General features: G+C 70.0%; 22 protein-coding genes. 2 read left to right on the forward strand and 20 right to left on the reverse strand.

Features of this window, described 5'->3' with window-relative positions:
* Positions 1 to 51: 51 nt before the first annotated feature.
* From ACM26Y_RS17430 to ACM26Y_RS17465, 8 genes are all read right to left on the reverse strand, one after another.
* Positions 52 to 399 (reverse strand): hypothetical protein, encoded by a 348-nt coding sequence (locus tag ACM26Y_RS17430; RefSeq protein ID WP_003936303.1) that lies wholly within the window; start codon positions 397 to 399, stop codon positions 52 to 54.
* Positions 400 to 474: 75 nt separating this feature from the next.
* Complete coding sequence (locus tag ACM26Y_RS17435; protein ID WP_416061460.1) at positions 475 to 2,436, reverse strand: acetoacetate--CoA ligase; 1,962 nt, start codon at positions 2,434 to 2,436, stop codon at positions 475 to 477.
* Positions 2,433 to 3,290, reverse strand: a complete 858-nt coding sequence (locus tag ACM26Y_RS17440; RefSeq protein WP_416061461.1) for an HpcH/HpaI aldolase/citrate lyase family protein — start codon at positions 3,288 to 3,290, stop codon at positions 2,433 to 2,435. Before ACM26Y_RS17440 ends, ACM26Y_RS17435 begins: the two co-directional genes overlap by 4 nt.
* A gap of 138 nt (positions 3,291 to 3,428) precedes the next feature.
* Entirely contained in the window at positions 3,429 to 4,265 is an 837-nt protein-coding gene (locus tag ACM26Y_RS17445; RefSeq protein WP_416061462.1) for an HpcH/HpaI aldolase/citrate lyase family protein, read from the reverse strand.
* Positions 4,262 to 4,747, reverse strand: a complete 486-nt coding sequence (locus ACM26Y_RS17450; RefSeq protein WP_416061463.1) for a MaoC family dehydratase — start codon at positions 4,745 to 4,747, stop codon at positions 4,262 to 4,264. Before ACM26Y_RS17450 ends, ACM26Y_RS17445 begins: the two co-directional genes overlap by 4 nt.
* A complete protein-coding gene (locus ACM26Y_RS17455) occupies positions 4,744 to 5,904 on the reverse strand; it encodes an acyl-CoA dehydrogenase family protein (RefSeq protein WP_003936308.1) in 1,161 nt (386 codons plus the stop codon). Before ACM26Y_RS17455 ends, ACM26Y_RS17450 begins: the two co-directional genes overlap by 4 nt.
* Positions 5,905 to 5,916: 12 nt before the next feature.
* Positions 5,917 to 7,938: an acetyl-CoA carboxylase biotin carboxylase subunit gene (locus tag ACM26Y_RS17460; RefSeq protein WP_416061464.1), complete on the reverse strand. Its 2,022-nt coding sequence runs from the start codon at positions 7,936 to 7,938 to the stop codon at positions 5,917 to 5,919.
* An 11-nt stretch (positions 7,939 to 7,949) separates the two neighbouring features.
* Positions 7,950 to 9,557, reverse strand: a complete 1,608-nt coding sequence (locus tag ACM26Y_RS17465; RefSeq protein WP_003936310.1) for a carboxyl transferase domain-containing protein — start codon at positions 9,555 to 9,557, stop codon at positions 7,950 to 7,952.
* Positions 9,558 to 9,671: 114 nt separating this feature from the next.
* On the opposite strand from ACM26Y_RS17465, the gene ACM26Y_RS17470 reads away from it, so the two are divergent.
* A complete protein-coding gene (locus tag ACM26Y_RS17470) occupies positions 9,672 to 10,301 on the forward strand; it encodes a TetR/AcrR family transcriptional regulator (protein ID WP_416061465.1) in 630 nt (209 codons plus the stop codon).
* A 98-nt stretch (positions 10,302 to 10,399) separates the two neighbouring features.
* Here ACM26Y_RS17470 and ACM26Y_RS17475 read toward each other — a convergent pair whose 3' ends face one another.
* The 6 genes from ACM26Y_RS17475 to ACM26Y_RS17500 form a co-directional block, all read right to left on the reverse strand.
* Positions 10,400 to 10,666: a GlsB/YeaQ/YmgE family stress response membrane protein gene (locus ACM26Y_RS17475; RefSeq protein ID WP_054374118.1), complete on the reverse strand. Its 267-nt coding sequence runs from the start codon at positions 10,664 to 10,666 to the stop codon at positions 10,400 to 10,402.
* A 155-nt stretch (positions 10,667 to 10,821) separates the two neighbouring features.
* Complete coding sequence (locus tag ACM26Y_RS17480) at positions 10,822 to 11,934, reverse strand: NDMA-dependent alcohol dehydrogenase (RefSeq protein ID WP_054374119.1); 1,113 nt, start codon at positions 11,932 to 11,934, stop codon at positions 10,822 to 10,824.
* 37 nt (positions 11,935 to 11,971) lie between these two features.
* Entirely contained in the window at positions 11,972 to 13,471 is a 1,500-nt protein-coding gene (locus ACM26Y_RS17485) for an aldehyde dehydrogenase family protein (protein WP_416061466.1), read from the reverse strand.
* Between the two features lie 100 nt (positions 13,472 to 13,571).
* Positions 13,572 to 15,218 carry a sigma-54-dependent Fis family transcriptional regulator gene (locus ACM26Y_RS17490; RefSeq protein ID WP_416061467.1) on the reverse strand — a complete coding sequence of 549 codons (1,647 nt, stop codon included), beginning with the start codon at positions 15,216 to 15,218 and terminating at the stop codon, positions 13,572 to 13,574.
* Positions 15,215 to 16,873 (reverse strand): AMP-binding protein, encoded by a 1,659-nt coding sequence (locus tag ACM26Y_RS17495; protein ID WP_416061468.1) that lies wholly within the window; start codon positions 16,871 to 16,873, stop codon positions 15,215 to 15,217. Before ACM26Y_RS17495 ends, ACM26Y_RS17490 begins: the two co-directional genes overlap by 4 nt.
* Before the next feature lie 167 nt (positions 16,874 to 17,040).
* Positions 17,041 to 18,408: an MFS transporter gene (locus tag ACM26Y_RS17500; protein WP_416061469.1), complete on the reverse strand. Its 1,368-nt coding sequence runs from the start codon at positions 18,406 to 18,408 to the stop codon at positions 17,041 to 17,043.
* Between the two features lie 219 nt (positions 18,409 to 18,627).
* On the opposite strand from ACM26Y_RS17500, the gene ACM26Y_RS17505 reads away from it, so the two are divergent.
* A complete protein-coding gene (locus ACM26Y_RS17505) occupies positions 18,628 to 19,056 on the forward strand; it encodes a protein-tyrosine phosphatase family protein (protein WP_416061470.1) in 429 nt (142 codons plus the stop codon).
* A gap of 8 nt (positions 19,057 to 19,064) precedes the next feature.
* On the opposite strand, the gene ACM26Y_RS17510 is transcribed toward ACM26Y_RS17505, so the two are convergent.
* The 6 genes from ACM26Y_RS17510 to adh form a co-directional block, all read right to left on the reverse strand.
* Positions 19,065 to 19,613 carry a hypothetical protein gene (locus ACM26Y_RS17510; protein ID WP_289378797.1) on the reverse strand — a complete coding sequence of 183 codons (549 nt, stop codon included), beginning with the start codon at positions 19,611 to 19,613 and terminating at the stop codon, positions 19,065 to 19,067.
* 138 nt (positions 19,614 to 19,751) lie between these two features.
* Positions 19,752 to 20,516, reverse strand: coding sequence for an ethanolamine ammonia-lyase subunit EutC (gene eutC / locus ACM26Y_RS17515; RefSeq protein ID WP_289378798.1), 765 nt, complete (start codon positions 20,514 to 20,516; stop codon positions 19,752 to 19,754).
* Positions 20,513 to 21,928 (reverse strand): ethanolamine ammonia-lyase subunit EutB, encoded by a 1,416-nt coding sequence (locus ACM26Y_RS17520; RefSeq protein WP_003937353.1) that lies wholly within the window; start codon positions 21,926 to 21,928, stop codon positions 20,513 to 20,515. The genes eutC and ACM26Y_RS17520 overlap by 4 nt, the downstream gene beginning before the upstream one ends.
* Entirely contained in the window at positions 21,925 to 23,379 is a 1,455-nt protein-coding gene (gene eat / locus ACM26Y_RS17525) for an ethanolamine permease (protein ID WP_371383537.1), read from the reverse strand. Before eat ends, ACM26Y_RS17520 begins: the two co-directional genes overlap by 4 nt.
* A 116-nt stretch (positions 23,380 to 23,495) precedes the next feature.
* On the reverse strand, positions 23,496 to 24,032 hold the full coding sequence (locus ACM26Y_RS17530) for a DUF779 domain-containing protein (RefSeq protein ID WP_407040981.1): 537 nt from the start codon (positions 24,030 to 24,032) through the stop codon (positions 23,496 to 23,498).
* Positions 24,033 to 24,192: 160 nt separating this feature from the next.
* On the reverse strand, positions 24,193 to 25,716 hold the full coding sequence (adh, locus tag ACM26Y_RS17535) for an aldehyde dehydrogenase (RefSeq protein ID WP_003937356.1): 1,524 nt from the start codon (positions 25,714 to 25,716) through the stop codon (positions 24,193 to 24,195).
* Between the last annotated feature and the right edge of the window lie 69 nt (positions 25,717 to 25,785).

Below are 25,785 nucleotides of genomic sequence, written 5' to 3' on the forward strand. Positions count from 1 at the left end.
TACAGGGTCGGTAAGGTCGGCTTCATCTTTGCCGCCGCGGTGTCGGAACGGTCACCAGAGCACGGCGATGACGACGTTGAGGATGCCGAGCGCGCCGGCCGCGTGCGCCAGGGCAGCGGTGGAGCCCGGGTTCTGCCGTTCCTTCTTCATGCCGACGATCGCGATCACGAGGATGACGACGGCGACGACGAGCTTGACACCGATCTTCATGTGGTTCAGGTCGGCGTCGTCCGCCTCGTTGAGCCCGACCAACGCAAGGCCGGTCACCACCTGCAGGATCGCGCCGTGCAGCATGCCGGCCACCACGCGCGGTTCCTTGATCACGGCGAGCCAGGAGCCGATGATCCCGGCGAGGCCGATGAAGTGCAGGATGAGGAAGATGTCGATGGCGAGCGTCATGTGGCCATCGGATCACCCGAACAGGACAAATGTCCAGTCGGGTGACCCTCCTCGCTCCGCGGGTCGTGCCTCAGCTCACCGACCCTGCCGCTGGCGGGCATACCAGTCGAGCAACTCCGGTGCGTCGACCGCGCTGCGGTCGACGGTGCGGGCCGCGTCCGCCCCCTGGAAGAGCCGCTTGATCGGCACCTCGAGCTTCTTCCCGGTGCGGGTGTGGGGAACGCCCGGCGCCGCGACGATGTCGTCGGGCACGTGCCGCGGCGACGCCTGTTCGCGGATTACGGTGCGGATCTTCTCGCGCAGTGCGTCGTCGAGGGTGGCGCCGTCGGCGAGCACCACGAACAGCGGCATCCAGTAGCCGCCGTCGGGCTGCTCGGCTCCGATCACCAGGGCTTCGACGACCTCGGGGAGCTTCTCGACGGCCTGGTAGATGTCGGCGCTGCCCATCCGGACCCCGTGGCGGTTGAGCGTCGAATCGGAACGCCCGTGCATCACGACCGTCCCGCGCCCGGTGATCGTGATCCAGTCGCCGTGCCGCCACACCCCGGGATAGACGGAGAAGTACGCCTCGCGGTAGCGGTGCCCGTCCGGGTCGTTCCAGAATCGGACCGGCATCGACGGCATCGGGGCGGTCACCACGAGCTCCCCCACCTCGTCGCGGACCGGCCGGCCCCGCTCGTCGAACGCGTCGAGGGCGACGCCGAGGTACGGCACCGACAGCTCGCCCGGCCACACCGGCACGGTGCGCACGGCACCGACGAACGCGGAGACGACATCGGTGCCGCCGGTGATGGACATCACGGGCACGTGCTCGCCGACGTTCTCGGCCAGCCACTGCGACGACGACGCGGGCAGGGTGGACCCCGTGACGCCCACCGCCCGCAGGGCGGACAGGTCGTGGTCCCGACGGGGAACGACGCCCGCCTTGATGCAGGCCAGCACGTACCCCGGGCTGGTCCCCAGCACGGTGACCCGTTCCTGTGCGGCGATCCGCCACAGCCGGTCGACCTGCGGGTGCGACGGGCTGCCGTCGTAACAGACGATCGTCGCCCCGACGAGCAACCCGGCGGCCTGGAAGTTCCACATCATCCAGCTCGGGCTGGTGTACCAGAAGAAGGTGTCGTCGGATCCGAGGTCGGTGTGCAGCGAGACGGCCTTCAGATGCTCGAGCAGGACACCACCGTGCCCGTGCACGATGCCCTTGGGAAGGCCCGTGGTCCCGGACGAGAACACGACCCACAGCGGATGGTCGAACGGCACCGGCTCGGGACTCAGCGGGTGTTCCCCGACGGTGGCCGCCTCCCAGGTGAGCGCGCCTTCGAGGTCCTGGTGCGGGTCTGCCAGCCGGGGCACCACGACGGTCAGCACCAGCGAGGGCAGTTGCTCCCGCAGCCGGGCGACCGCCTCGGCGCGGGGGTGGGTGCGGCCGGCGAACCGGTAACCGTCGGCCGTGATCAGGGCGGCGGGGTCGAGTTGCCCGAGCCGGTCCACGGCCGCGGGGGCCGAGTAGTCCTGGCCGCAGGCCGCCCACACGGCGCCGATGCTCGCGGTGGCGAGCAGCGCGACCACGGCCTCCGGGATGTTCGGCAGGTAACCGACGACGCGGTCGCCGGCACCGACGCCGTGCTCGCGCAGGGTGGCGGCCAGCGCGGCCGCTTGCCTGCGGAGTTCGGCCCAGCTCAGTTCGGTGCGTTCGCCGTCCTCGCCGACGTGCACGATCGCGGGGCGGTCGTCGCGCGCGTGCCGCAGGGCGTGCTCCACGTAGTTCAGGCGCGCGCCGGGGAACCAGACGGCTCCGGGCATCGTGGCATCGTCCAGCGCCGGTCCCGGGTCGGTGCGTGACCGTACGTCGAACCAGTCCCACACGTCCTGCCAGAACGGTCCGAGATTGTCGACGGACCACCGCCACAGGGCGGGGTAGTCGGGGAGGGAGACGCCGTGGCGCTTTTCGACCCACCGGGCGAAGGCGGTGATCCGGGCGCTCGCGACATCCTGTTCGGTGGGGGTCCACTGGGGAGGGATCTGTGTGTCGGTCATGCCCTCGCGCCCCCTCGGTGATCACCTGCGCGGGCCTCGACGGCGCGGTGCAGGATCTGCTCGGCGTGCCGCAGCACCGGCGCATCGACCATCCGGCCCTCGAACTGGAACACCCCCCGCTCCTCCGGCACCGCCGCCAGCACCCGCCGCGCCCACGCCACATCCTGCTCACTGGGCGCATACGCCGACCGGATCACCCCCACCTGACCCGGATGGATCGCCACCTTCGCATCGAACCCCACCGCCACCGCATCGAGCGCCTCGTCCCGCAACCCCTCGTGATCCCGGATGTCGAGAAACACCGAATCCAACGCGAACCGCCCGTATGCCTTCGCCGCCAGCAACGCCTGCGAGCGCACATGCCGCGCCACATCCCGATACGTCCCGTCGGCCCGGCGCGACGACTGCCCGCCCAGACCCACGACGAGATCCTCCGCCCCCCACATCAGACCGACCGTCCCGGCCGCCAACGCGATCTCGTCGACCTTCAACGCCCCCAACGGCGACTCGATCAACGCCACCACCTCCCGCGGCGCCAACGACGTCACCTGCTGCGCCGACTCGCACTTCGCCAGCATCACCCGGGTGTAGTCCGTAGCCGCCAGCGCCTTCAGATCGGCGTCGTGCTCGTCGGTGCCGGCGGGGTTCACCCGCACCACCGTGCGAGCGGGATCGAGGACCGTGTCCTGCAGGCACTTGCGGGCGTAGTCCTTGTCCCCCGGCGCCACCCCGTCCTCGAGATCGAGGATCACCACGTCCGCCGTCGCAGCCGCCTTACCGAACCGCTCCGGCCGATCCGCCGGACAGAACAACCACGCCGGGCCGCCGACGCCGTACATAGAGACCTCCTCCATCGGTGATCTCTTCGATGATGCTGTCCGTATGGTCCCCTGTCAGGGCATTTGCCCAGGATCCGCGCGCCGGACGGTCGTACGCGCGGGAAATTTCGGGCGCGGACGACCGGGGGTCGCGCGGATCCGTCGGCGATGCGGTCAGCGGTCGGCGGCCGCGGCGGACTGCTCGGCGCGGTGCAGGATCTGCTCGGCGTGCCGCAGCACCGGCGCATCGACCATCCGGCCCTCGAACTGGAACACCCCCCGCTCCTCCGGCACCGCCGCCAGCACCCGCCGCGCCCACGCCACATCCTGCTCACTCGGCGCATACGCCGACCGGATCACCCCCACCTGACCCGGATGGATCGCCACCTTCGCATCGAACCCCACCGCCACCGCATCGAGCGCCTCGTCCCGCAACCCCTCGTGATCCCGGATGTCGAGAAACACCGAATCCAACGCGAACCGCCCGTATGCCTTCGCCGCCAGCAACGCCTGCGAGCGCACATGCCGCGCCACATCCCGATACGTCCCGTCGGCCCGGCGCGACGACTGCCCGCCCAGACCCACGACGAGATCCTCCGCCCCCCACATCAGACCGACCGTCCCGGCCGCCAACGCGATCTCGTCGACCTTCAACGCCCCCAACGGCGACTCGATCAACGCCACCACCTCCCGCGGCGCCAACGACGTCACCTGCTGCGCCGACTCGCACTTCGCCAGCATCACCCGGGTGTACGGGGTCCGGTCGAGGGCGTCGAGGTCGGCGAGATGGTCGGACGTACCGGCGGGATTGAGCCGCACCACCGTGCGAGCGGGATCGAGGACCGTGTCCCGCAGGCACTTGCGGGCGTAGTCCTTGTCCCCCGGCGCCACCCCGTCCTCGAGATCGAGGATCACCACGTCCGCCGTCGCAGCCGCCTTACCGAACCGCTCCGGCCGATCCGCCGGACAGAACAACCACGCGGTGCCGCCCACGGTGGGCACGGTCCTCATGCCTGCTCCTCCCCGGCCGGACGGCACTGGACCAGCGTTTGGCGCACCGCGACCGCGACGACGTCGCCGCGCTGGTTGCGGGCCGTGTGCTCGAGCGTGACGATCCCCTGCCCGGGACGAGACTTGGACGCACGCTTGTCGGTGACCAGCGTCTCGGCGTAGAGGGTGTCGCCGTGGCGGACCGGGGCGGGGAACTTGATCTCCGAGAACCCGAGGTTGGCGACGATCGTGCCCTGGGTCAGCTGTGCCACCGACAGACCGACGAGCGTGGACAGGGTGAACATCGAATTCACCAGGCGCTCACCGAATTCGGTGCCCGCGCTGTAGGCGGCGTCGAGGTGCAGCGCCTGCGTGTTCATCGTCATCGTGGTGAACGCGACGTTGTCGGCCTCGGTGACGGTGCGGCCGGGGCGGTGCTCGTACACCGTACCGACCTCGAATTCCTCGAACCACAGTCCTCGCTGGGTGACCCGGGCGCTCACAGGCCGAGCTCCCGCGCCACCAGCATGAGCTGGACCTCGGTGGTGCCCTCGCCGATCTCGAGGATCTTGCTGTCCCGGTAGTGCCGTGCGACGGCGTACTCGTTCATGAAGCCGTAGCCGCCGTGGATCTGCGTCGCGTCGCGCGCGTTGTCCATCGCCGCCTCCGACGCGACCAGCTTGGCGATGGCAGCCTGCTTCTTGAACGGCTTGCCGGCCAGCATCAGGGCCGCGGCGTCGTAGTACGCGGCGCGGGCGGCATGAGCCCGTGCCTCCATCCGGGCGATCTTGAAGGCGATCGCCTGGTTCCGCCCGATGGGGCGGCCGAAGGCCTCGCGTTCCTTCGCGTACTTGACGGACTCGTCGACGCAGCCCTGCGCGGCACCGGTGGACAGCGCGGCGATCGCGATGCGGCCCTCGTCGAGGATGCGCAGGAAGTTCGCGTAGCCGCGGCCCCGCTCCCCGAGCAGGTTCTCCGCCGGGACCCGCACATCGGTGAAGCTCAGCGGATGGGTGTCCGAGGCGTTCCAGCCGACCTTGTTGTAGGCGGGCTCGGCGACGAAGCCGGGGGTGTCGGTGGGCACGACGATCGTGGAGATCTCCTTCTTGCCGTCCCGCTCGCCGGTGACGGCGGTGACGGTGACGATCTCGGTGATGTCGGTGCCCGAGTTGGTGATGAACTGCTTGCTGCCGTTGATGATCCACTGATCACCGTCGAGCTTGGCAGTGGTCTTGGTGCCGCCGGCGTCGCTGCCCGCGCCGGGCTCGGTCAGGCCGAACGCGCCCAGGGCCCGGCCGGCCGCGAGCTGCGGCAGCCACTTGCGCTTCTGCTCCTCGGTGCCGAAGCGGTAGATCGGCATGGCGCCGAGCGAGACGCCGGCCTCGAGGGTGATGGCCACGGACTGGTCGACCTTCCCGAGTTCCTCGAGGGCGAGGCACAGCGCGAAGTAGTCGCCGCCCTGTCCCCCGTACTCCTCGGGGAACGGCAGCCCGAACAGGCCGAGATCGGCCATGCCCTTGACGACCTCGTACGGAAAGGTGTGGTTGGCGTCGTGCTCGGCGGCGACGGGCGCGACGACGCTCTGGGCGAAGTCGGCGACGGTGTCCTTGAGGTCCCGGTAGTCCTCGGGAAGCTGTCCGGTGGAGAGGTAGTCGGTCATCGCTGCTGTGTCCTAGCTTTCGTTGGTGTCGGTGGGAACGACGCGGGCGAGGAGCTGGTCGACCTTGACCTGGTCCCCGGGGGCGACGAGAAGTTCGACGGTGCCGTCGACCGGCGTGGTCAGGGCGTGCTCCATCTTCATCGCCTCGACCACGACGACGGTCGCGCCGGCGGTGACGGCAGCGCCCTGTTCGACGGACACGGCGATCACGGTGCCGGGCATCGGGCTGGTCAGCTCGGCCTCACCGGCGTGGGCGTCGGCGCCGCGGATGTTCGCTTCGCGGGCCTCGCGCACGGGCCAGGTGCCGCCGTCGCCGGCGAGCCACAGCTGGCCGTCGTCCTCGGCGACGCGGAACACCGAGCGCACCCCGTCGAGCGTGACGGCGAGGCGATCCCCCTCGAGCCGAGCGGTGAGCACCCGGTCCGGCCCGTCCTCGATCCGTGCAATGGCGGCTTCCGGGGTGCCGGACAGGTGCACGTGGTCGGTGCGGGTGGGGGTGTGCAGCCGCACCGTGGTCGGCGCGAATCCGCCGACCCGCCAGCCGGTGGGCCGGTCCCACGGATCGACCGGGGACTGGCTCGACGCGGCGGGCCAGCGTCGCAGCCACCGGTGCGCGGCCGCGGCGACGAGCACCGCATCGGGGGTGTCCGGGGCGGCGTAGTCGCCGAGACGGCGGTCGAGCAGGCCGGTGTCGAGGTTCCCGGCCTGCACGTCGGGGTCGGCGAGCAGGAAACGGGCGAAGTCGATGTTGGTGACCACTCCCAGGACCGCGGTGTCGGCCAGGGCCCGGTCGAGACGGCGCAGCGCGGCGGCCCGGTCGGGTCCGTGCGCGATCACCTTCGACAGCATCGGGTCGTAATCGCTGCCGACGACCGTGCCCACCTCGAGACCGGAGTCGACCCGGATCCCCGGACCGGAGGGTTCGACGACGCCGGCGACGTGGCCGCCGGTGGGCAGGAACCCGCGGGCGGGGTCCTCGGCGTAGACGCGGGCCTCGATCGCATGCCCGGTCAGGGTGATCTCGTCCTGGGCGAAGCCGAGCGCCTCACCGGCGGCGACGCGCACCTGCCACTCCACCAGGTCCAGTCCGGTGACCAGCTCGGTCACGGGGTGCTCGACCTGCAGGCGGGTGTTCATCTCCATGAAGAAGAACTCGTCCGGTGCGTCCGCGGAGACGATGAACTCGACCGTGCCGGCACCGGTGTAGTCGACGCTGCGGGCGGTGTTGCACGCCGCTTCGCCGATCCGGGCGCGGGTGGCCTCGTCGAGCAGCGCCGACGGGGCTTCCTCGATCACCTTCTGGTGGCGGCGCTGCAGGCTGCACTCACGTTCGCCGAGGTGCACGACGTTGCCGTGGGTGTCGGCGAGGATCTGCACCTCGATGTGCCGCGGTCGCTGGACGAACCGCTCGAGGAACAGGGTGTCGTCGCCGAACGCCGAGGCCGCCTCGCGTCGCGCCGAGGCGAGCGCCTCGGCGAGCTGACCGGATTCGGTGACCAGGCGCATGCCCTTGCCGCCGCCCCCGGCGGACGGCTTGATCAGCACCGGATACCCGATGTCTTCCGCGGCGGCGATCAGTTCGTCGTCGGTCAGGCCGGGCCGGGAGATGCCCGGGACCACCGGCACGTCGAACGCGGCGACGGCGTTCTTGGCGGTGATCTTGTCGCCCATGACCTCGATGGCCTTGGCGGGCGGGCCGAGGAACACGATTCCGGCGTCGGCGCAGGCCTGGGCGAAGCCCGAGTTCTCGGACAGGAAGCCGTAGCCGGGGTGGATCGCCTGTGCGCCGGTGCGCCGCGCGGCATCGATCACCTTGGTGATGTCGAGGTAGCTCTCCCGCGCGGCGGCGGGACCCAGACGCACCGCGGTGTCGGCCTCGCGCACGTGGCGGGCGCCGGCGTCGGCGTCGCTGTAGACGGCGACGGAACGGATCCCCATCTGCCGCAGCGTGCGGATCACCCGCACCGCGATCTCCCCGCGGTTGGCGACCAGAACGGTATGGAATATCCCGGCTCGGCCGGTGGTATCGAACATGTTCAACTGCCTCACATCCGGAAGACGCCGTAGGAAACCGGCTCGAGGGGCGCGTTCGCACACGCCGACAGGGCCAGGCCGAGAACTTCCCGCGTGTCGGCGGGGTCGATGATGCCGTCGTCCCACAGCCGCGCGGTCGAGTAGTAGGGGTTGCCCTGGTGCTCGTACTGTTCGCGGATCGGGGCCTTGAACGCCTCCTCCTGCTCGGCGGTCCAGGGCGTGCCGGACGCGTCGAGCTGGTCGGAACGCACCGTCGCCAGCACGGAGGCGGCCTGCTCGCCGCCCATCACCGAGATGCGCGCGTTGGGCCACATCCACAGGAACCGGGGCGAGTACGCCCGCCCGCACATCGAGTAGTTGCCGGCGCCGTAGGAGCCGCCGACGACGACGGTCAGCTTCGGCACCCGCGCGCACGCGACCGCGGTGACCATCTTGGCGCCGTGCTTGGCGATGCCGCCGGCCTCGTAGTCCCGCCCGACCATGAACCCGGAGATGTTCTGCAGGAACAGCAGCGGGATCGAGCGCTTGTCGCACAGCTCGATGAAGTGCGCGCCCTTCTGGGCGGATTCGCCGAACAGCACGCCGTTGTTGGCGATGATGCCGACGGGGTGGCCGTGGATCCGCGCGAACCCGGTGACCAGGGTCTTGCCGTACTCGGCCTTGAACTCGGCGAAGCTCGAACCGGGTCCGGTCGGGTCGCCGTCGACGATGCGCTCGATGACCTCGTGCACGTCGTAGGGGGTGCGCGGGTCGGTGGGCACCACGTCGTACAGCTCCGCCGGATCCGCAGCGGGCGCGAACGTCGGCGCGACGTCCCACGGCCGGGGGGTGCGGGGCCCGAACGTGGCGACGATGGCGCGCACCCTGTTCAGCGCGTCGCGGTCGTCCTCGGCGAGGTGGTCGGTGACACCGGAGACCTTCGAGTGCAGGTCGCCGCCGCCGAGTTCCTCCGCGGTGACGACCTCGCCGGTGGCGGCCTTCACCAGTGGCGGCCCGCCGAGGAAGATGGTGCCCTGGTTGCGGACGATGACGGCCTCGTCGCTCATCGCCGGCACGTAGGCGCCGCCCGCGGTGCACGAGCCGAGGACCGCGGCGATCTGCGGGATCCCCTTGGCGCTCATGGTGGCCTGGTTGTAGAAGATGCGGCCGAAGTGCTCGCGGTCGGGGAACACCTCGTCCTGCCGCGGCAGGAACGCCCCGCCGGAGTCGACCAGGTACAGGCACGGCAGCTGGTTCTGCAGGGCGATCTCCTGCGCCCGCAGATGCTTCTTCACCGTCACCGGGTAGTAGGTGCCGCCCTTGACCGTGGCGTCGTTCGCGACGATCACGCACTCGCGGCCGGACACCCGGCCGATGCCGGCGATCATTCCGGCACCGGGGCATTCGTCGTCGTACATGCCGTTCGCGGCCAGCGGCGCGATCTCGAGGAATGCGCTGCCGGGATCGAGCAGGGCGTCGACGCGCTCGCGGGGCAGCAGCTTCCCGCGGGCGACGTGCCGTTCCCGGGCCTTCTCGCTGCCGCCGAGCGCGGCGGTCGCGAGCTTGTCGCGCAGCTCGGTGACCAGCTGGACATGCTGCTCGCGGTAGGTCCGCGCAGCGGTTGTCGGGGGGGTTGTCACAGTTCAGTCCTCGCCTTGGGGTGGGCGCCTGAGTTAATACTCGATAACTGAAAATGAGGTTAGCTGTGATTAACTGAGTTGTCCAGACCACGTCAGGAAGGAACGGTGCGGCCGATGACGGACTTGAAGCCGGACACCGACGAACAGCTGCTCACCGCACGCGGCCGGGCCAAGGCCGACCGGCGGCGGCAGCTGCTCCAGGCCGCCGCACGACTCGTCGCCGAACGCGGATTCAACGGCGTACGACTCGAGGACCTCGGGGCTGCGGTGGGCATCAGCGGCCCCGCCGTCTACCGGCACTTCCCCAACAAGGACGCGCTGCTCGTCGAGCTGCTGGTCGACATCAGCCGCCGTCTGCTGGCCGGCGGCACCGACGTGGTCGACCACACCGACGATCCCCGCCGCACGCTCGACCGGCTGGTGGACTTCCACCTCGACTTCGCGCTCGGGGAACCGGACCTGATCCGGGTGCAGGACCGGGAGCTGCAGTCCCTGCCGGAGGACGCCCGCAGGGAGGTGCGCCAGACCCAGCGACGGTACGTCGAGCTGTGGGTGGGCGTCCTGCGCCGCCTCGACCCCACTCTGGGAGAGTCCGATGCACGGACCATGGCGCACGCAGCGTTCGGGCTCATCAACTCGACACCGCACAGCGCCGACCGGTCCTCGCCTGCCGCAACGCGAGCGGTGTTGCGGCGCATGACCCTGGCCGCGCTGGGCGCAGAGCGCCCCGAATCCGGCGCCTGAACAGGCACGGAGCCCCGCCCGGATGACCGGACGGGGCTCCCGTCGTGCTGCACTTACCGGCACTGCTGCTACCGGTACTGCTGCTACCGGTACTGCGACTACCGGACCTTGTCCCTCGTCATCGAGGTGTAGGCCAGCGTCAGCGCCGCCGCGACGGCGATACTGATGATCCACCGCCACCAGTCGATACCTGGCGTATCACCCTGATCACTGATCAGACCCCAGATCCAGTAACCGATCAGAGCGCCGATGATGCCGATGACGACGGTGATGATCCAACCCATCGCCTGCTTCCCCGGAATCACCAGCCGTGCGAGCACACCGATGACCGCACCGAAGATGATCGTGCCGATGATTTCTCCCATCACGGGCTCCTCTCTCGGAACATCGAACCGTGGGGACGGTATGCCCCAGAGTGCGCGGAACATGCACGTTTCGGGTGAGTTCCGGTAAATCTTCTGCAAAATGTTGCGGCGGGCCGCGCGGGTGGGCCCCGGCCGGGACGGCCGGGGCCCAGGGATCACGCGTCGTGCACGATGACTCCGCGGATGTTCTTGCCGTCGCGCAGGTCCTGGTAGCCCTGGTTGACCTCCTCGAGGCTGTACCGATGGGTGACCAGCTCGTCGAGCTTCAGCTGGCCCGCGTCGTACAGGCGCAGCAGCCGCACGATGTCGTACTGCGGGTTGGCCGAGCCGAACAGCGAGCCCTTGATGGTCTTCTGGAACAGGGTCAGTTCCGTTCCGGACACGTGCACGGTCAGCTTCTCCGGATTGGCCAGGCCGGTGATGACGACGGTGCCGCCCTTGCCGACGATCGAGGTCGCCGCCGAGACGACCTCCTCGTCGACGGTGCCCACGAGGATCAGGGCGGCGTCGGCGCCCTGGCCCCAGCTCAGCTCGTTGACCTTCTCGGCCGCCTCGGCGGCACTGGCGAACGCGTGCGTGGCCCCGAACTTCAGGGCGGTCTCGCGCTTGAACTCCACCGGGTCGACGACCACGACGTACTTGGCGCCCGCGTGCACGGCACCCTGGACGGCGTTGATGCCGAGGCCGCCGATGCCGTAGATCACGACGATGTCGCCGGAGCGGACGTCCCCGGCGTACACCGCGGTGCCCCAGCCGGACGGCACACCGCAGCCGACGAGGACGGCGGTCTCGAGCGGGAGCCAGTCGTCGACCTTGACCACCGAGTGCTGCGAGATGGTCGCGCGCTCGGCGAACGTGCCGAGCATGCACATCGCGCCGAAGTCGGTGCTCCCGGAATGGAACCGGAACGAGCCGTCCGGCATGCAGCCCTCCAGGATGGTCGCGCCCATGTCGCACAGGTTCTGCCGGCCCGTCGAGCAGTACCGGCAGGTGCCGCAGTTCGGGATGAAGCTGCACACGACGTGATCGCCCGGCTTGACCTTGGTGACACCGGGACCGACCTCCTCGATGATGCCGGAGCCCTCGTGACCGCCGACGATCGGGAAGCGCGGGGGCAGGTCCCCGTCGGTCAGGTGCAGGTCCGAGTGGCACAGCCCCGCCGCGGTGTACTTGATCAGCACCTCGCCGGGGCCGGGGCCGTCGAGGTCGAGTTCCATGATCTCGAAGGGCTTGCCGGTCTCGAGCAGGACTGCAGCTTTGGTCTTCATCGTTGTTCTCCTCGGGTGTGTCGGGGTGTGGGTCGGCTCAGAGGGCGATGTTCACGGCTTTGGTCTGGGTGTAGAGGTCCAGCGCTCCCGCACCGAGCTCACGTCCCCATCCGGACTGCTTGAACCCGCCGAACGGCATGGCGGTGTCGAAGCCGTTGTACTGGTTGATCCACACCGAACCGGCCTTGAGCCGCCGCGCGGTGCGGTGCGCCTTCGACAGGTCCCGCGTCCAGATGCCCGCGGCCAGTCCGTAGATCGAGTCGTTGGCGGCGGCGGAGATGCCGTCGTCGGCGTCGAAGGGCATGGCGGCGACGACCGGACCGAAGATCTCCTCGCGCACCACGCTGAAATCGGGCTGCACGTCCACCAGCACGGTCGGCTCGACGAAGAAGCCCTTGTCGCCCCAACGCTTTCCCCCGGTGAGGGCGCGCGCCCCATCGGTCAGCCCCTCACGCAGATACCCGGTGACCCGATCCAGCTGCTCCTGGGAGACCAGTGGGCCGAGCTGGGTGGCCGGGTCGAGACCGGGTCCGATCTTCACCTTGCTTGCGGCCTCGGCGACGGCCTCGGTGAACTTCTCGAACAGGGGGCGCTCGACGAACAGGCGGGTGCCGGCAACGCAGCACTGGCCGTGGTTGAACAGCCACGCATCGAGGGAACCCTGCACGGCCGCATCGAAGTCGGCGTCGGCGAAGACGATGTTCGGGCTCTTGCCGCCGAGTTCGAGCGAGACCTTCTTCAGGTTCCCCTTGGCGGCGTCGACGACCTTCTTGCCCACCTCGGTGGACCCGGTGAAGGCGATCTTGTCGACGTCGTCGTGCGCGGCAAGGGCGGCGCCGGCGTCACCGAAGCCGGGCACGATGTTCACCACCCCGGGCGGGAACCCGGCCTCTTCGAAGATCTCGGCGAGCAGCAGCGCGGTGAGCGGCGTCTGCTCCGCGGGCTTGAGGATGACCGTGTTGCCGGCGGCCAGGGCTGGGGCGAGCTTGAACGCGGCCATCAGCAGCGGGAAGTTCCAGGGCACGATGAGTCCGCACACGCCCACCGGTTCGCGCAGCGTGTAGGCGTGGAACTCACCGCCGGGCACGAACGGCATCGTGACGTTCACCGTGCTGCCCTCGATCTTGGTGGCCCACCCGGCGTAGTAGCGGAAGATGTCCGCCGACCACGCCGTGTCCACGGCCGCGGCGATCACGGCGGATTTGCCGTTGTCGAGCGCTTCGAGTTGGCCGAACTCCTCGGCACGTTCGGTGAGCAGATCACCGACCCGCCAGATCATGCGCTCCCGCTCGGCGGCCTTCATCGTCGCCCAGGGGCCCTCGTCGAAGGCCTTGCGGGCGGCCCGCACGGCCCGGTCGACGTCCTCGGCGCCGCCGTGGGCGACGTCGGTGAGCTTGTCCCCGGTCGCGGGGTCGTAGGTCGCGAAGACGCGGCCCGAGGCAGCGTCGAGCCATTCGCCGCCGATGTAGAGCTGCTTGGGTCCGGAGAGGAATTCCCGGACCCGCGGAGCGACGATGTGCTCGGCAACAGCTGTCATGCCCAACCTCCTGAAGTAGTGTGACACGGGTCATACTGCTTCGGGTGGGACCGCGGGAACTGTTCAAGGATTGGACAGTGCGCACATGCGCATACGACCGTCAGCCCGCGATGCCGAGCGCGCGGATCCGGCTGTAGAGCGTGGTGCGGCTGATGCCGAGCTGCGCCGCGGCGTGCACCTTGTTGCCGCCGCTCTCACGCAACGCCTCGATGATGGCCTCCCGCTCGGCGCGCTCGCGCCCGCCCAGGCGGGAGACCCGACTCGTCGCCCGGTAGTCGACCGGCAGATCCTCTCGTCGCACCGGCAGTGGGGACTCCCGCACCGGGACGGCGGCGAGCACCGCCCGCAGCTCGGCGAGGTTGCCGGGCCACGAACGTTCCGACAAGGCCGTCAGGGCACTCGGGCCCAGGCGCAGATCTCCTCGGCCGAGTTCCTGTGCGAGCGCGGCGGCCAGGTCACCGAGCTCCCGGATCCGTTGCCGCAGGGCCGGGACCCGGACCTGACCGGGGCAGCGTGCCAGCAGTTCCCGTACCGGCGGGCGGATGTCGTCGAGGGGGTCGGCTGTGAGCACGAGCCGCGGTGCGGCCGGGTCGGAGAGCATCGACGAGAGCAGCGCCGGCACCGGATCCGGAGCCAGGTGCACGTGTTCGACGACCACGAATCCGCGGTCCGTCGCGGCGGCCGCGACCGTGAGCAACCGGGCCGACCATTCGCGTTCACCCTCACCGACGATCCGGGCGGCGTCCAGGAACGTGCCCTCACCCCGGACGAGTTCCCTTGCAGCCCAAGTTCGTCCACTCCCGGGCTCACCGACGATCGCCACGCCACCGGCGCCGTCGCGCAGCCGCCCGAGCCGTCGCCGCAGCCGCGTCGTCACATCCTGCGCGACATCGCTGCGGGGCACGGGTTCGCGTGCCCCGGAGGCGTCGAGCAGGAACAGCGCGCCGCTGCCGATGCCCGGGATGCGGTCGATCCGCAACCGGGTGCTGCCGCCGGCGGACAGCGCGAAATCCATGGTGCGGGACTCCCCGGCGGGTAGATCGACCGCGATCGCGCGCAGGGCTGCGTGATCGGCGGGTAGGAGCAGTTCGACGGCGGCCTTGTTGGTGAGCATGATGTCCTCGCCCATGGCCGCGACCGCGACGCCGCGCTGCTGCGCGGCCCGCTGGAACGCGTCGACGACCCGGCGGTCGGACTCGCGGGCGCCCTCGAGCAGCCGTGCCTCGATGTCGCGGGCCGCCCGGGCGAGGAACGGCGCGAACAGCGGATTGGCCGTCTTGCCGGCGGCGGTGATGTCGAGGATGCCTTCGATGCGGCGGGTGACCGGATGCACGAGTGGATGCCCGTAGCAGCTGAAGTCCTTGAGGGACTCGAGGTAGTGCTCTTCGCCGTGCACCACGAGGCTCTGCCGCACTTCGAACGGGGTGCCGAGAGCGTTGGTGCCGTAGGTGTCCTCGCTCAGGGCGGCGCCGGGGACCACGCCGATCTCCTCCATGGCCCGCTGCATGGGTGCCGAGTCGAACAACCGGGCCACGATCCGGCAGTCCCGGTCCACGAGGAGGATGCAGCAGCCCGTGCCGGCGAGCTGTGTGCGCAGCTCGTCGAGCACCGGCCGGGCGGCATCGAGCAGCCGCCCGGCCGCGTCCGAGGGGCCCAGCAGCGTCGGTTCGGGAAGCCGTCCCGGGTCTATCCCGCTCAACTGTGAGCGCTTCCAGGACAGCGCGATCTCCGGCCGCAGACCGTTCACCCCTGCCCGGCCTCCCCGAGCAGGGCCGTCGACATCTCCCGCATCTCGACCTTGCGGATCTTGCCGGTCACCGTCATCGGGAACTCGTCGACGATGTGCACGTAGCGGGGGATCTTGTAGTGCGCGAGCTTGCCCGTGCAGTACTCGCGCAGCGACTGCGCGTCGAGCGGCGCCGCCCCCTCCCGCATCCGGATCCACACCATGAGCTCCTCCCCGTACTTCTCGTCGGGCACCCCGACGACCTGGGCGTCGAGGATGTCCGGGTGGGTGTAGAGGAACTCCTCGATCTCGCGCGGGTAGATGTTCTCACCGCCGCGGATGACCATGTCCTTGATGCGGCCGGTGACCGAGACGTACCCCTCGGCGTCCATGACACCGATGTCGCCGGTGTGCATCCACCGGGCCGCGTCGACGGCCTCGGCGGTCTTGTCGGGCTGGTTCCAGTAGCCGAGCATCACCGAGTAGCCTCGGGTGCACAGCTCCCCCGGCTCGCCGCGCGGGACGGTCAGGCCCGTGGCCGGATCGACGATCTTGACCTCGAGATGCGGGCCGACGCGGCCGACGGTGGACACCCGCTGGTCGATGGTGTCGTCGCTGCGGGTCTGCAGCGACACCGGCGAGGTCTCGGTCATGCCGTAGCAGATGGAGACCTCGGTCATGCCCATCCGCTCGATGACCTGCTTCATCACCTCGACCGGGCACGGGGAGCCCGCCATGATGCCGGTGCGCAGGCTCGACAGGTCGTAGCGGTCGAAACCCGGGTCGGCGAGCTCGGCGATGAACATCGTCGGCACCCCGTACAGGGAGGTGCAGCGTTCCTCGGCGACGGCGGCCAGGGTCTGGGTCGGGTCGAAGGCCGGTCCCGGGATCACCATCGTCGCGCCGTGGCTGGTGCAGGCCAGATTGCCCATCACCATGCCGAAGCAGTGGTAGAAGGGCACCGGGATGCACACCTTGTCCTGCTCGGTGTAGTGGCACAGCTCGCCCACGAAGAACCCGTTGTTGAGGATGTTGTGGTGGCTGAGGGTGGCGCCCTTGGGGAATCCGGTCGTGCCGGACGTGTACTGGATGTTGATCGGGTCGTCGGCCGACAGATCGCGCTGCGCGGCGTCGAGCCGGGTGCGGTCGTCGGCGAGTGCGGCGCGCCCGGACGCGCCGAGCTCGTCCCAGTCGGGGGAGCCGAGCAGCACGACCTGTTCGAGATCCGGGCAGTTGCCCCGCACCTCGCCGATCATCGCCGCGTAGTCGGACGTCTTGAAGCTCGGGGCCGCGACCAGCATCCGGATTCCGGCCTGGGTGAGCACGTACTGCAGTTCGTGCGAGCGGTAGGCCGGGTTGATGTTGACCAGGATCGCGCCGATCTTCGCGGTGGCGTACTGGACGAACACCCACTCGGCGCAGTTGGGCGCCCAGATGCCCACCCGGTCGCCCTTGCCGATACCGGCCCGCAGCAGTCCGAACGCGAGGGCGTCGACCTCGGCGGCGAGTTCGGTGTAGGTCCAGCGCCGGCCGGCGGCACGGTCGACGAGCGCGTCCCGCTCGCCGTGCCGGGCGACGGTGCGGTCGAAGTTGTCACCGATCGTGTCCCCGAGCAGCGGGGTGTTCCACGCCCCCGAGGTGTAGCTGGGCAGTTCGGGTGTGGTGAAACCGGTCATTGGTGCTCCTGCAGTGTGCGCGGCCCGGGACGAGCGACGGGGTCTCGAGGACTCCGTCCACCATGCTCGCCGATCCGGGGCCACAGGTGTTCGGATTCTGGACAGTTGACGGGGTGCTGACAGCACGAGGCGCCCTCCCCGGAATGTCGGGGAGGGCGCCGGCGGGATCAGAGCGCTCGGTCCCGGGTCTCGACGAGAGCCTTCGTGCACACGAAGCTCAGCACGCCGAGCACGGAGAGCATGACGCCGATGGCGATGCCGCCGTAGGACGCGGCCAGGGGCGCGGCCAGCATGGGCGGGATCGCACCGCCGAGGACGCCGGCGAGGTTGTAGCCGAGTCCGGCGCCGGTGTACCGGTACCGGGTCTGGAACATCTCCGGTAGCAGCGCACCGCACGGGCCGTAGGCGATGCCGAAGATGGCCAGGGTGACCATCATGCCGACGACGAACGCGACCGGCGATCCGGTGTCGAGCAGCGGGAACAGCGCCAGCGCCCAGACGACGGAGAAGCCGCACGAGATCATGATGACGCGACGGCGTCCGACCCGGTCGGAGTAGAGGGCGGAGAGCACGATCGCGGCGCCGAACACGAGCGACGAGATGATGCCGACGGTCAGGACGAACGGCCGGGAGAAGCCGAGGGTCTTGGTCGCGTAGCTGGTCAGGTACGCGGTGCCCATGTAGAAGAACGCGAACATGATCGCCAGGGCGCCGGCCGAGAGGAGGATCTCCTTGGTCTGGTAGCGCAGGGCGTCGAGGAACGGCAGGGTGCGCTTCTCGACCGGGGCGGCGGCGCGGGCCTCTCGCTCGGCCTGGAACACCGGGGTCTCCTGGATGGCGAGACGCATGTAGAGACCGACGGCCACGAGAACGATGCTGAGCAGGAACGGGATTCGCCAACCGTAGTCGAGGAACGCCTCGTTGGTGTCGCCGAGGGCCAGGCCGGTGAACAGGAAGGTGCCACTCGACAGGGCGAAGGCGATGGCCGGACCGAGTTGCGGGAACATCGCATACAGGCCGCGTTTGCCCGGTGGCGCGTACTCGGCGGTGAGCAGGGTCGCGCCGGCCCATTCCCCGCCGACGGCGAAGCCCTGCGCGAAGCGCAGCAGCACGAGGATGATCGGGGCGGCGACGCCGATCGTCTCGGCGCTCGGGAGCAATCCGATGAGCAGGGTCGAGATGCCCATCAGCAGCAGGGTGGAGACGAGGGTCTTCTTGCGGCCGATGCGGTCACCGAAGTGCCCGAACAGCATGGCGCCGACCGGGCGCGCGATGAAGGCGACGGCGAAGGTCGCGAACGAGGCGACCGTACCGGCGGTGGCGCCGAGCGCCGGGAAGAACACCGTCGGGAAGACCAGGGCTGCGGCGGTTCCGTAGATGAAGAAGTCGTAGAACTCGATGGTGGTGCCGATGCAGCTGGCGATGGCGACGCGTCGGATGCCGGGGCCGCCCGGGGCGGGAGCGGTCGGCGCGGCGGGCTTGTGCCCCGCCGGTACCACGGGGGGTTCGGCCCCCGGTGTCGACACTGTGGTCACGTCTGTCCTCCGTATTTCCGTCCGAGCCGCGGCGGACCTGCGCCGCGGGATGGAAGGAAAGGTAGTGATCCGCCTCACTCCCCCACCACCCCCGAAAGGGGGGTGGCTGTGAGCCGGATCACGTAGTTCGGCGAACGAATGACTAGGACACGTCGTCGGGCACCCGGTAGCGCGGCCGGCGGGCAGACCGATCGCACCCGGGCCGTCTACGCTCCGTCCATGGCGACGACCTGGGACCCGGCCACGCCGGGCATCTTGGCGCTACCGTCGGGCCGGTACGTTCGGGGCCGCGGCGTCCGCCGGCCCCTCCCGCCCGGCCCGCGCCCCGGACTCGGGGTCTACCTCACCGGCCGGAAACCGCCGACGGTCCCGTGGGAGGCCCGGTGGATCCGCTGGCCCGACTTCCGGCTCCCCGCCGATCCCCGGGCCGCCCGCCGGATTCTGTACGAGGCATGGGAGCGGTGCGCGGCCGAACGCGTCGAAGTCGCCTGCGGCGGGGGCCGCGGACGCACGGGCACCGCCCTGGCCTGCCTGGCGATCCTCGACGGCGTGCCGCCCACCGAGGCGGTTGCCTATGTGCGCGAGCACTATTCGCGCCGAGCAGTGGAGACACCGGGGCAGCGGCGCTTCGTCGCCGCGTTCCGGTGACGGGCGCGTCAGTGACCGGCGGCGCCGGCGAGTTCGGCGCGCATCTCGCGCCACACGGTCGCGTACGAGTCGATGTTCGGCGCCGTCGCCCATGCCAGCGCGCCGGACTTGATCTTCCCGAGCGCCTCGGCGAACAGGTCCTGGTAGCGCGACAGACGCGGAACGAAGGCCGACACGTCGTCGAAGAGATTCTGCGCCTTGCGGTCCAGCTCGATCAGTTCGTCGAGGAAGTTGGCCGATTCCGGGTCGGCGAGCAGCGCGGTGAGCGCGTCGTCGAGCGGCCCGAACTGTTCGAACAGCTCCGCGAGGGAATCCTCGTCGATCGAGACGCGCTCCGCGTCGAGCTGATCGGTCAGTTCCGCGGCCCCCGCGTCGGTCAGGGAGATGCCGTCGCCGGTCTCCTTGGCCTTGCCCTGGGCGACGAGGGCGTCGAACGCCGCCCGCCCGGACGCGACGGACACCCCGAGGTGCGCCGCGATCACTTCCGCGGTGACGGTCTGCTTCAGCCGCACCGTCTGCAGCAGAGCCAGCTCGTCGACATTGCCAGCGAACGCCATCGTGTACTCTCCTCGTCGCCCGGTCGCGGGCCGTACGTGTCACCCGGTCGGGCGGAGTACATGATTTGGCGGAAACGGCGGCTGTGTCAAACTCCCGAGCGGGTACCACGCGTTCTCGTCGCTACAGCGTCCTCGTCGCTACAACTCCCCCGTCCTCGCGGAATCGAGCCGGTCGTCCCGCGTGGTGTCCTTCAGGTCCACCCCGGACCGCCCGAGCCGGCGCGCCCCGTCGACCAGCCCCGCGACGACGGCCGCGGCCGCCGCATACCCGAGCCCTTCGGGCGGGTGGATGTTGGACACGCAGTTCCGTTCGGCGTCGGCGCGACCGGGCCGCGGCTCGTGGGTCAGATACACCCCGAGGCTGTCGGCGACCGACAACCCGGGCCGCTCCCCGATCAGGACCAGCAGGGTGCGCACCCCCAGGGCTGCGCCGATGTGGTCGCCCAGCGCGACCCGCGCCGACGTCGCGATCACCGGCGTCGCCACGGACAGGTGCCGCGGCAGGGCCGCCACGATCGCCTCGAGCAGCGCGACGCCGTGCTCGGTCAGGGCCCGCGGCGAGAGCCCGTCGGCGAGCACCACGCCGACGTCGGCGTCCACGACCGGGACCGCGGACAGATCCGCGGGCAGCCGGCCGAGATCCGGGCGGCGCAGATACTCGCCCCGATCACGTACGCAGCTCTCGACGACGACCGGTGCGCCGAGTCCGAGACGTTCGACGTCGGCAGCCAGGGCCGGCACGTCGAGGGGCTGGTGCACCGCGTCGCGGGCCGCGGCGTGCGCGGCCCGGAACTCGAGCACCCGCGCGGTCGGGAGACCGTCGCCGGCGCGACCGAGCCCGATGCGGGCCTGGGTCGACGACCGCAGCGGCGCCCAGAAGTCGCGGTCGACGGACCCGCTCATGCCGCACCTCCCGCGAGGGCGCGCAGCGGGGAGGCCGCCGCGTCCACCGGCAGGATGTGCCCGGCACCGTCCACCATGCCGAGGCCGGCGAGCCACCGCTCGAACTCGGGAGCGGGGCGCAGCCCGAGCGCGCGCCGTACGTACAGCGCGTCGTGGAACGACAGGCTCTGGTAGCCGAGCATGACGTCGTCGGCTCCGGGCACGGCGATGACGAACGCGGCGCCGGCAACCCCGAGCAGCGTCAGGAGGGTGTCCATGTCGTCCTGGTCGGCCTCGGCGTGGTTGGTGTAGCACACGTCCACACCCATCGGCAGGCCCAGCAGCTTGCCGCAGAAGTGGTCCTCGAGGCCCGCCCGGACGATCTGTTTGCCGTCGTAGAGGTACTCGGGGCCGATGAAACCGACCACCGTGTTGATCAGTAGCGGGTCGAGCGCGCGGGCGACGGCGTACGCCCGGGTCTCGAGGGTCTGCTGATCCACCGGACGTCCGCCCGTGCCGAGGTGCGCGCCGGCCGACAGCGCCGAACCCTGCCCCGTCTCGAGGTACATGACGTTGTCGCCGACGGTGCCGCGTCCCAGGGCGCGGCCGGCCTCGTTCGCCTCCCGCAGCAGAGCCAGGTTCACCCCGAAGCCGGCATTGGCCCCCTCGGTGCCGGCGATCGACTGGAACACCAGGTCCACGGGTGCCCCGGCCTCGATGAGGCCGAGGGTGGTCGTCACGTGGGAGAGCACGCAGGACTGCACCGGGATGTCGAAGCGCAGCCGCATCTCGTCGAGCAGGTGCAGCAGGTCGGCGGTGGCCCGGGGCGAATCCGTCGCCGGGTTGATGCCGATGACGGCGTCGCCGCAGCCCATCAGCAGCCCGTCGAGCGTCGCGGCGGCGATGCCGCGCGGGTCGTCGGTGGGATGGTTGGGCTGCAGCCGGGTGCCGAGGCGGCCGGGCAGGCCGACGGTGGTGCGGAACGCCGAGGTGACCTCGATCGCGCGGGCCACCGCGATCAGGTCCTGGTTGCGCATGAGCTTGCTGACGGCGGCGACCATCTCGGGCGTCAGGCCGGGTGACAGGGCGGCGAACGTCGCGGCCGCATCGGCCTTCGTGACGGTGTCGAGCAGCAGGTCGCGCAGTCCCCCGACCGTCAGGTGCTGCACGGCGCGGTAGGCGTCCCGGTCGTGGTCGTCGAGGATCAGCCGGGTGACCTCGTCGGTCTCGTAGGGCACCACCGGTTCGGCGAGGAACACGTCGAGCGGGACGTCGGCGAGCACCCACTGCGCGGCTGCGCGCTCGGCGTCGGATTCGGCCGCGCAGCCGGCGAGTTCGTCGCCGGAGCGGCGCGGGGTGGCCTTGGCGAGCAGATCCACGAGGCCGTCGAAGGTGTAGGTGGTGCCGGCGAGGTGCTGGGTGTAGACGCTCACTTCAGCTCGGCCTCCGCCTCGGCGAGCGCGGCGAACTCCTCGTCGGGCGAGTTCGCCACCAGCCGGTGCCGGCTGTAGAGCCCGAAGTAGGCCATGAACGCGGCGAAGGCTCCGAGGGTCCACAGGGCGGCGATCGGGTCGACCAGGAACGTGGCCACGACGGCAGCGGCGGCGACGACCAGCGCGAAGGAAGTGGTGACGACACCGCCGGGAGTGCGGTAGGGCCGCGGCATGTTCGGCTCGCGCCGGCGCAGCACGATGTGGCTGACCATCATCAGCACGTAGCTCACCGCGGCACCGAAGACGGCCATGTTCAGCAGCATCGCTCCCTCGCCCGTGAGCGACAGCGCGAAGCCGATCACGCCGGGGACGATCAGCGCCAGCACAGGCGCCTTGCGCTTGTTGGTCAGCGACAGGCTCGTGGGGAGATAACCGGCGCGCGAGAGCGCGAACGTCTGCCGCGAGTACGCGTACATGATCGAGAAGAAGCTCGCGATCAGACCGGCGAGGCCGATGTAGTTGACCACCTTCGCGGTGCCGCTGTCGCCGAGGGCCTCGACGAGGGGGTTGCCGGAGGTGGACAGGGCCTCGGCGCCGAGCGCGCCGGTGGCCAGGAACAGCACGGTCGCACCGGTGACGAGCAGTACCAGCATGGACACGATGATGCCCTTGGGCACGTTCTTCTCCGGCTCGGTCGCCTCCTCGGCGGCCAGCGGCACACCCTCCACGGCGAGGAAGAACCAGATCGCGAACGGTACGGCCGCCCAGATGCCGAACAGACCGAAGGGCAGGAACGACGACGCGCCGGCGGCGGTCTCGTCGACGGCGATGTCGGTGAGATTGGCGGTGTCGAACAGCCCGACTGCCGAGACGGCGAACACCACGAGCCCGACCAGGGCGATCGCGGTGATCACGAACATCGCCTTGAGGGCTTCGCCCGCGCCGGTGAGGTGGATGCCGATGAACACCGCGTACACGGCGAGGTAGATCCACCACCCGTCGGTGATGCCGAACAGGTTCAGCGACTCGACGTACCCGCCGATGAACGTGGCGATGGCCGCCGGGGCGATCGAGTACTCGATGAGAATTGCTGTGCCGGTGGCGAATCCGCCCCAGGGGCCGAGTGCGCGCCGGGCGAAGGTGTAGCCGCCGCCGGCGGCCGGCAGTGCGGAGGACAGCTCCGCCATGCCGAGCACCATCGCGAAGTACATGGCCGCGATGATCACCGCGGCGACGAGCAGTCCACCGAACCCGCCTTCGGCCAGGCCGTTGTTCCAGCCGGCGTAGTCCCCGGAGATGACGTAGCTGACCCCCAGCCCCGCGAGCAGAATCCAGCCTGCCGAACCCTTTCTCAGACTTCGCTTTTCGAGATAGGCACGACTCTCGGCGTGGAAGTCCGCGCCGTCGTGGTGGGCCGCGGTTCCGGTCCTGGGCGGGTCGGTCAACGACATGATCTCTCTTCTCGACGGAGGATGGCGACGTGTCGAGCAGGCACGCCGAGGACACCGCGAGTACTCACGGTACGAGCGGCATGTACACACCGCGTCAGTACGCGGTCACGGAAGTGTTACGAGGAGTGGCTCCGGGTCGTCGGCACCGGGCACGCGTCGGCGGCCTCGGCCACGACGGTCGGCTCCGTGGCCGGATCCGGGCGGGCGCCGGCGGCCCACTGCTTGCCGAGCAAGGGGGCGTCACGGGCGAGGGCGTCGTTCTCCTCGGCGGTGAAGGCGCGGCCGCGACTGAGGAACCGGAGCCCCTCGGGGGATTCGAGACTGAATCCGGAGCCGCGGCCCGGCACCACGTCGAGGACGAGCTGGGTGTGCTTCCACGCCTCGAACTGGGATCCCGAGATCCACACCGGGACGGCGTCGGTGCCGCCGGGCAGGTCGTCGGCGGTCCGTCCCACCTCGAGACGCAGGTCCAGCATCCCCAGCAGCACGTCCAGGTCGCCGACGACGAAGTCGCCGTCCGGGTAGCACATCGGCGCCGATCCGTCGCAGCAGCCGCCGGACTGGTGCATCATCAGCGGCCCGTGCCGCTCGGCCAGGCGGCGCAGGAGCGCGACCGCGTCGGAGGTGGCGACGAGGCGGAGCGGGACGGACATGCGGTGCCTTCCGGTTGTCGACGTGGGCCTCCCCCGAGCGAACGTGTCGCTCACCTCGACTGATCGAGTGAACGATACATTCGCTCGACTCGGGGCGGGGCGGAATGGGAACGGCACCTGCCACGTCGCAGGGGGGTGACGTGACAGGTGCCGGGCCTGATCAGAAGAAGCCCTGGGCCTTCGGGGCGTAGGACACCAGGAGGTTCTTCGTCTGCTGGTAGTGGTCGAGCATCATGTGGTGGTTCTCGCGGCCGATGCCGGACTGCTTGTAGCCGCCGAACGCCGCGTGCGCCGGGTACTGGTGGTAGGTGTTGGTCCACACCCGGCCGGCCTGGATGGCACGGCCGGCCCGGTAGGCGACGCCGCCGTCGCGGGACCAGACACCGGCTCCGAGGCCGTAGAGGGTGTCGTTGGCGATGGAGATGGCGTCGTCGAAGTCCCGGAAGGAGGTCACCGAGACCACCGGTCCGAAGATCTCCTCCTGGAAGATGCGCATCTTGTTGTGGCCGCTGAACACCGTCGGCTGGACGTAGAAGCCGCCGGACAGGTCGCCGCCGAGGTCGGCGCGCTCGCCACCGGTGATCACCTGTGCGCCTTCGCTCTTGCCGATCTCGATGTAGGACAGGATCTTCTCGAGCTGGTCGTTCGAGGCCTGCGCACCGATCATCGTGTCGGTGTCGAGCGGATCACCCTGGCGCACGGCCTTCGTGCGCACCGCGGCCAGCGACAGGAAGTCGTCGAAGATGTCCTGCTGGATCAGCGAGCGCGAGGGGCAGGTGCACACCTCGCCCTGGTTGAGAGCGAACATCGTGAAGCCCTCGAGTGCCTTGTCCTGGTAGTCGTCGTTGGCCGAGAGCACGTCGGAGAAGAAGATGTTCGGGCTCTTGCCGCCGAGCTCGAGGGTGACCGGGATCAGGTTCTGCGAGGCGTACTGCATGATCAGGCGGCCGGTGGTGGTCTCTCCGGTGAACGCGATCTTGCGGATCCGCGGGCTCGACGCCAGCGGCTTGCCGGCCTCGACGCCGAAGCCGTTGACGATGTTGACCACGCCCGGGGGCAGCAGGTCGCCGATCACGGAGATGAGGTGCAGGATCGAGGCCGGCGTCTGCTCGGCCGGCTTGAGGACGACCGCGTTGCCGGCGGCCAGCGCCGGGGCGAGCTTCCACACCGCCATCAGGATCGGGAAGTTCCACGGGATGATCTGGCCGACCACGCCGAGGGGCTCGTGGAAGTGGTAGGCGACGGTCTCGGAGTCGATCTCGGAGATCGAGCCCTCCTGCGCACGGATCGCGCCCGCGAAGTAGCGGAAGTGGTCGATCGCGAGCGGGATGTCGGCGTTGAGGGTTTCGCGGATCGGCTTGCCGTTGTCCCAGGTCTCGGCGAGGGCGATCGACTCGAGGTTCTCCTCGATGCGGTCGGCGATCTTGTTGAGCAGGATGGACCGCTCGGCGACGGAGGTCTTGCCCCAGGCCGGCGCGGCGGCGTGGGCGGCGTCGAGGGCCAGCTCGATGTCCTCCTCGGTGGACCGGGCCACCTCGGTGAACGGCTGTCCCGTGACCGGGGTGACGTTCTCGAAGTACTGACCCTTCACAGGCGGTACCCACTGGCCGCCGATCCAGTTGTCGTAGCGGGACTGGAAGGACATCAGGGCGTCGGGCGAGCCGGGACGGGCGTACACGGTCATCGGTGTTCACTCCTCGGATGGTCTGGCACACCCCATACGGGGCGTGTGATCCGGAACACTACGAACCGG

The organism is Rhodococcus indonesiensis, from assembly GCF_047782815.1.
GTDB lineage: Bacteria > Actinomycetota > Actinomycetes > Mycobacteriales > Mycobacteriaceae > Rhodococcus > Rhodococcus indonesiensis.

Excerpts from the sequence above, each read along its gene's own strand:
- ACM26Y_RS17430 (WP_003936303.1), bottom strand. The coding sequence starts at position 399 with ATGACGCTCGCCATCGACATCTTCCTCATCCTGCACTTCATCGGCCTC.
- ACM26Y_RS17435 (WP_416061460.1), bottom strand. The coding sequence starts at position 2,436 with ATGACCGACACACAGATCCCTCCCCAGTGGACCCCCACCGAACAGGAT.
- ACM26Y_RS17440 (WP_416061461.1), bottom strand. The coding sequence starts at position 3,290 with ATGGAGGAGGTCTCTATGTACGGCGTCGGCGGCCCGGCGTGGTTGTTC.
- ACM26Y_RS17445 (WP_416061462.1), bottom strand. The coding sequence starts at position 4,265 with ATGAGGACCGTGCCCACCGTGGGCGGCACCGCGTGGTTGTTCTGTCCG.
- ACM26Y_RS17455 (WP_003936308.1), bottom strand. The coding sequence starts at position 5,904 with ATGACCGACTACCTCTCCACCGGACAGCTTCCCGAGGACTACCGGGAC.
- ACM26Y_RS17460 (WP_416061464.1), bottom strand. The coding sequence starts at position 7,938 with ATGTTCGATACCACCGGCCGAGCCGGGATATTCCATACCGTTCTGGTC.
- ACM26Y_RS17470 (WP_416061465.1), top strand. The coding sequence starts at position 9,672 with ATGACGGACTTGAAGCCGGACACCGACGAACAGCTGCTCACCGCACGC.
- ACM26Y_RS17475 (WP_054374118.1), bottom strand. The coding sequence starts at position 10,666 with ATGGGAGAAATCATCGGCACGATCATCTTCGGTGCGGTCATCGGTGTG.
- ACM26Y_RS17480 (WP_054374119.1), bottom strand. The coding sequence starts at position 11,934 with ATGAAGACCAAAGCTGCAGTCCTGCTCGAGACCGGCAAGCCCTTCGAG.
- ACM26Y_RS17485 (WP_416061466.1), bottom strand. The coding sequence starts at position 13,471 with ATGACAGCTGTTGCCGAGCACATCGTCGCTCCGCGGGTCCGGGAATTC.
- ACM26Y_RS17495 (WP_416061468.1), bottom strand. The coding sequence starts at position 16,873 with ATGACCGGTTTCACCACACCCGAACTGCCCAGCTACACCTCGGGGGCG.
- ACM26Y_RS17505 (WP_416061470.1), top strand. The coding sequence starts at position 18,628 with ATGGCGACGACCTGGGACCCGGCCACGCCGGGCATCTTGGCGCTACCG.
- ACM26Y_RS17510 (WP_289378797.1), bottom strand. The coding sequence starts at position 19,613 with ATGGCGTTCGCTGGCAATGTCGACGAGCTGGCTCTGCTGCAGACGGTG.
- eutC (WP_289378798.1), bottom strand. The coding sequence starts at position 20,516 with ATGAGCGGGTCCGTCGACCGCGACTTCTGGGCGCCGCTGCGGTCGTCG.
- eat (WP_371383537.1), bottom strand. The coding sequence starts at position 23,379 with ATGTCGTTGACCGACCCGCCCAGGACCGGAACCGCGGCCCACCACGAC.
- ACM26Y_RS17530 (WP_407040981.1), bottom strand. The coding sequence starts at position 24,032 with ATGTCCGTCCCGCTCCGCCTCGTCGCCACCTCCGACGCGGTCGCGCTC.
- adh (WP_003937356.1), bottom strand. The coding sequence starts at position 25,716 with ATGACCGTGTACGCCCGTCCCGGCTCGCCCGACGCCCTGATGTCCTTC.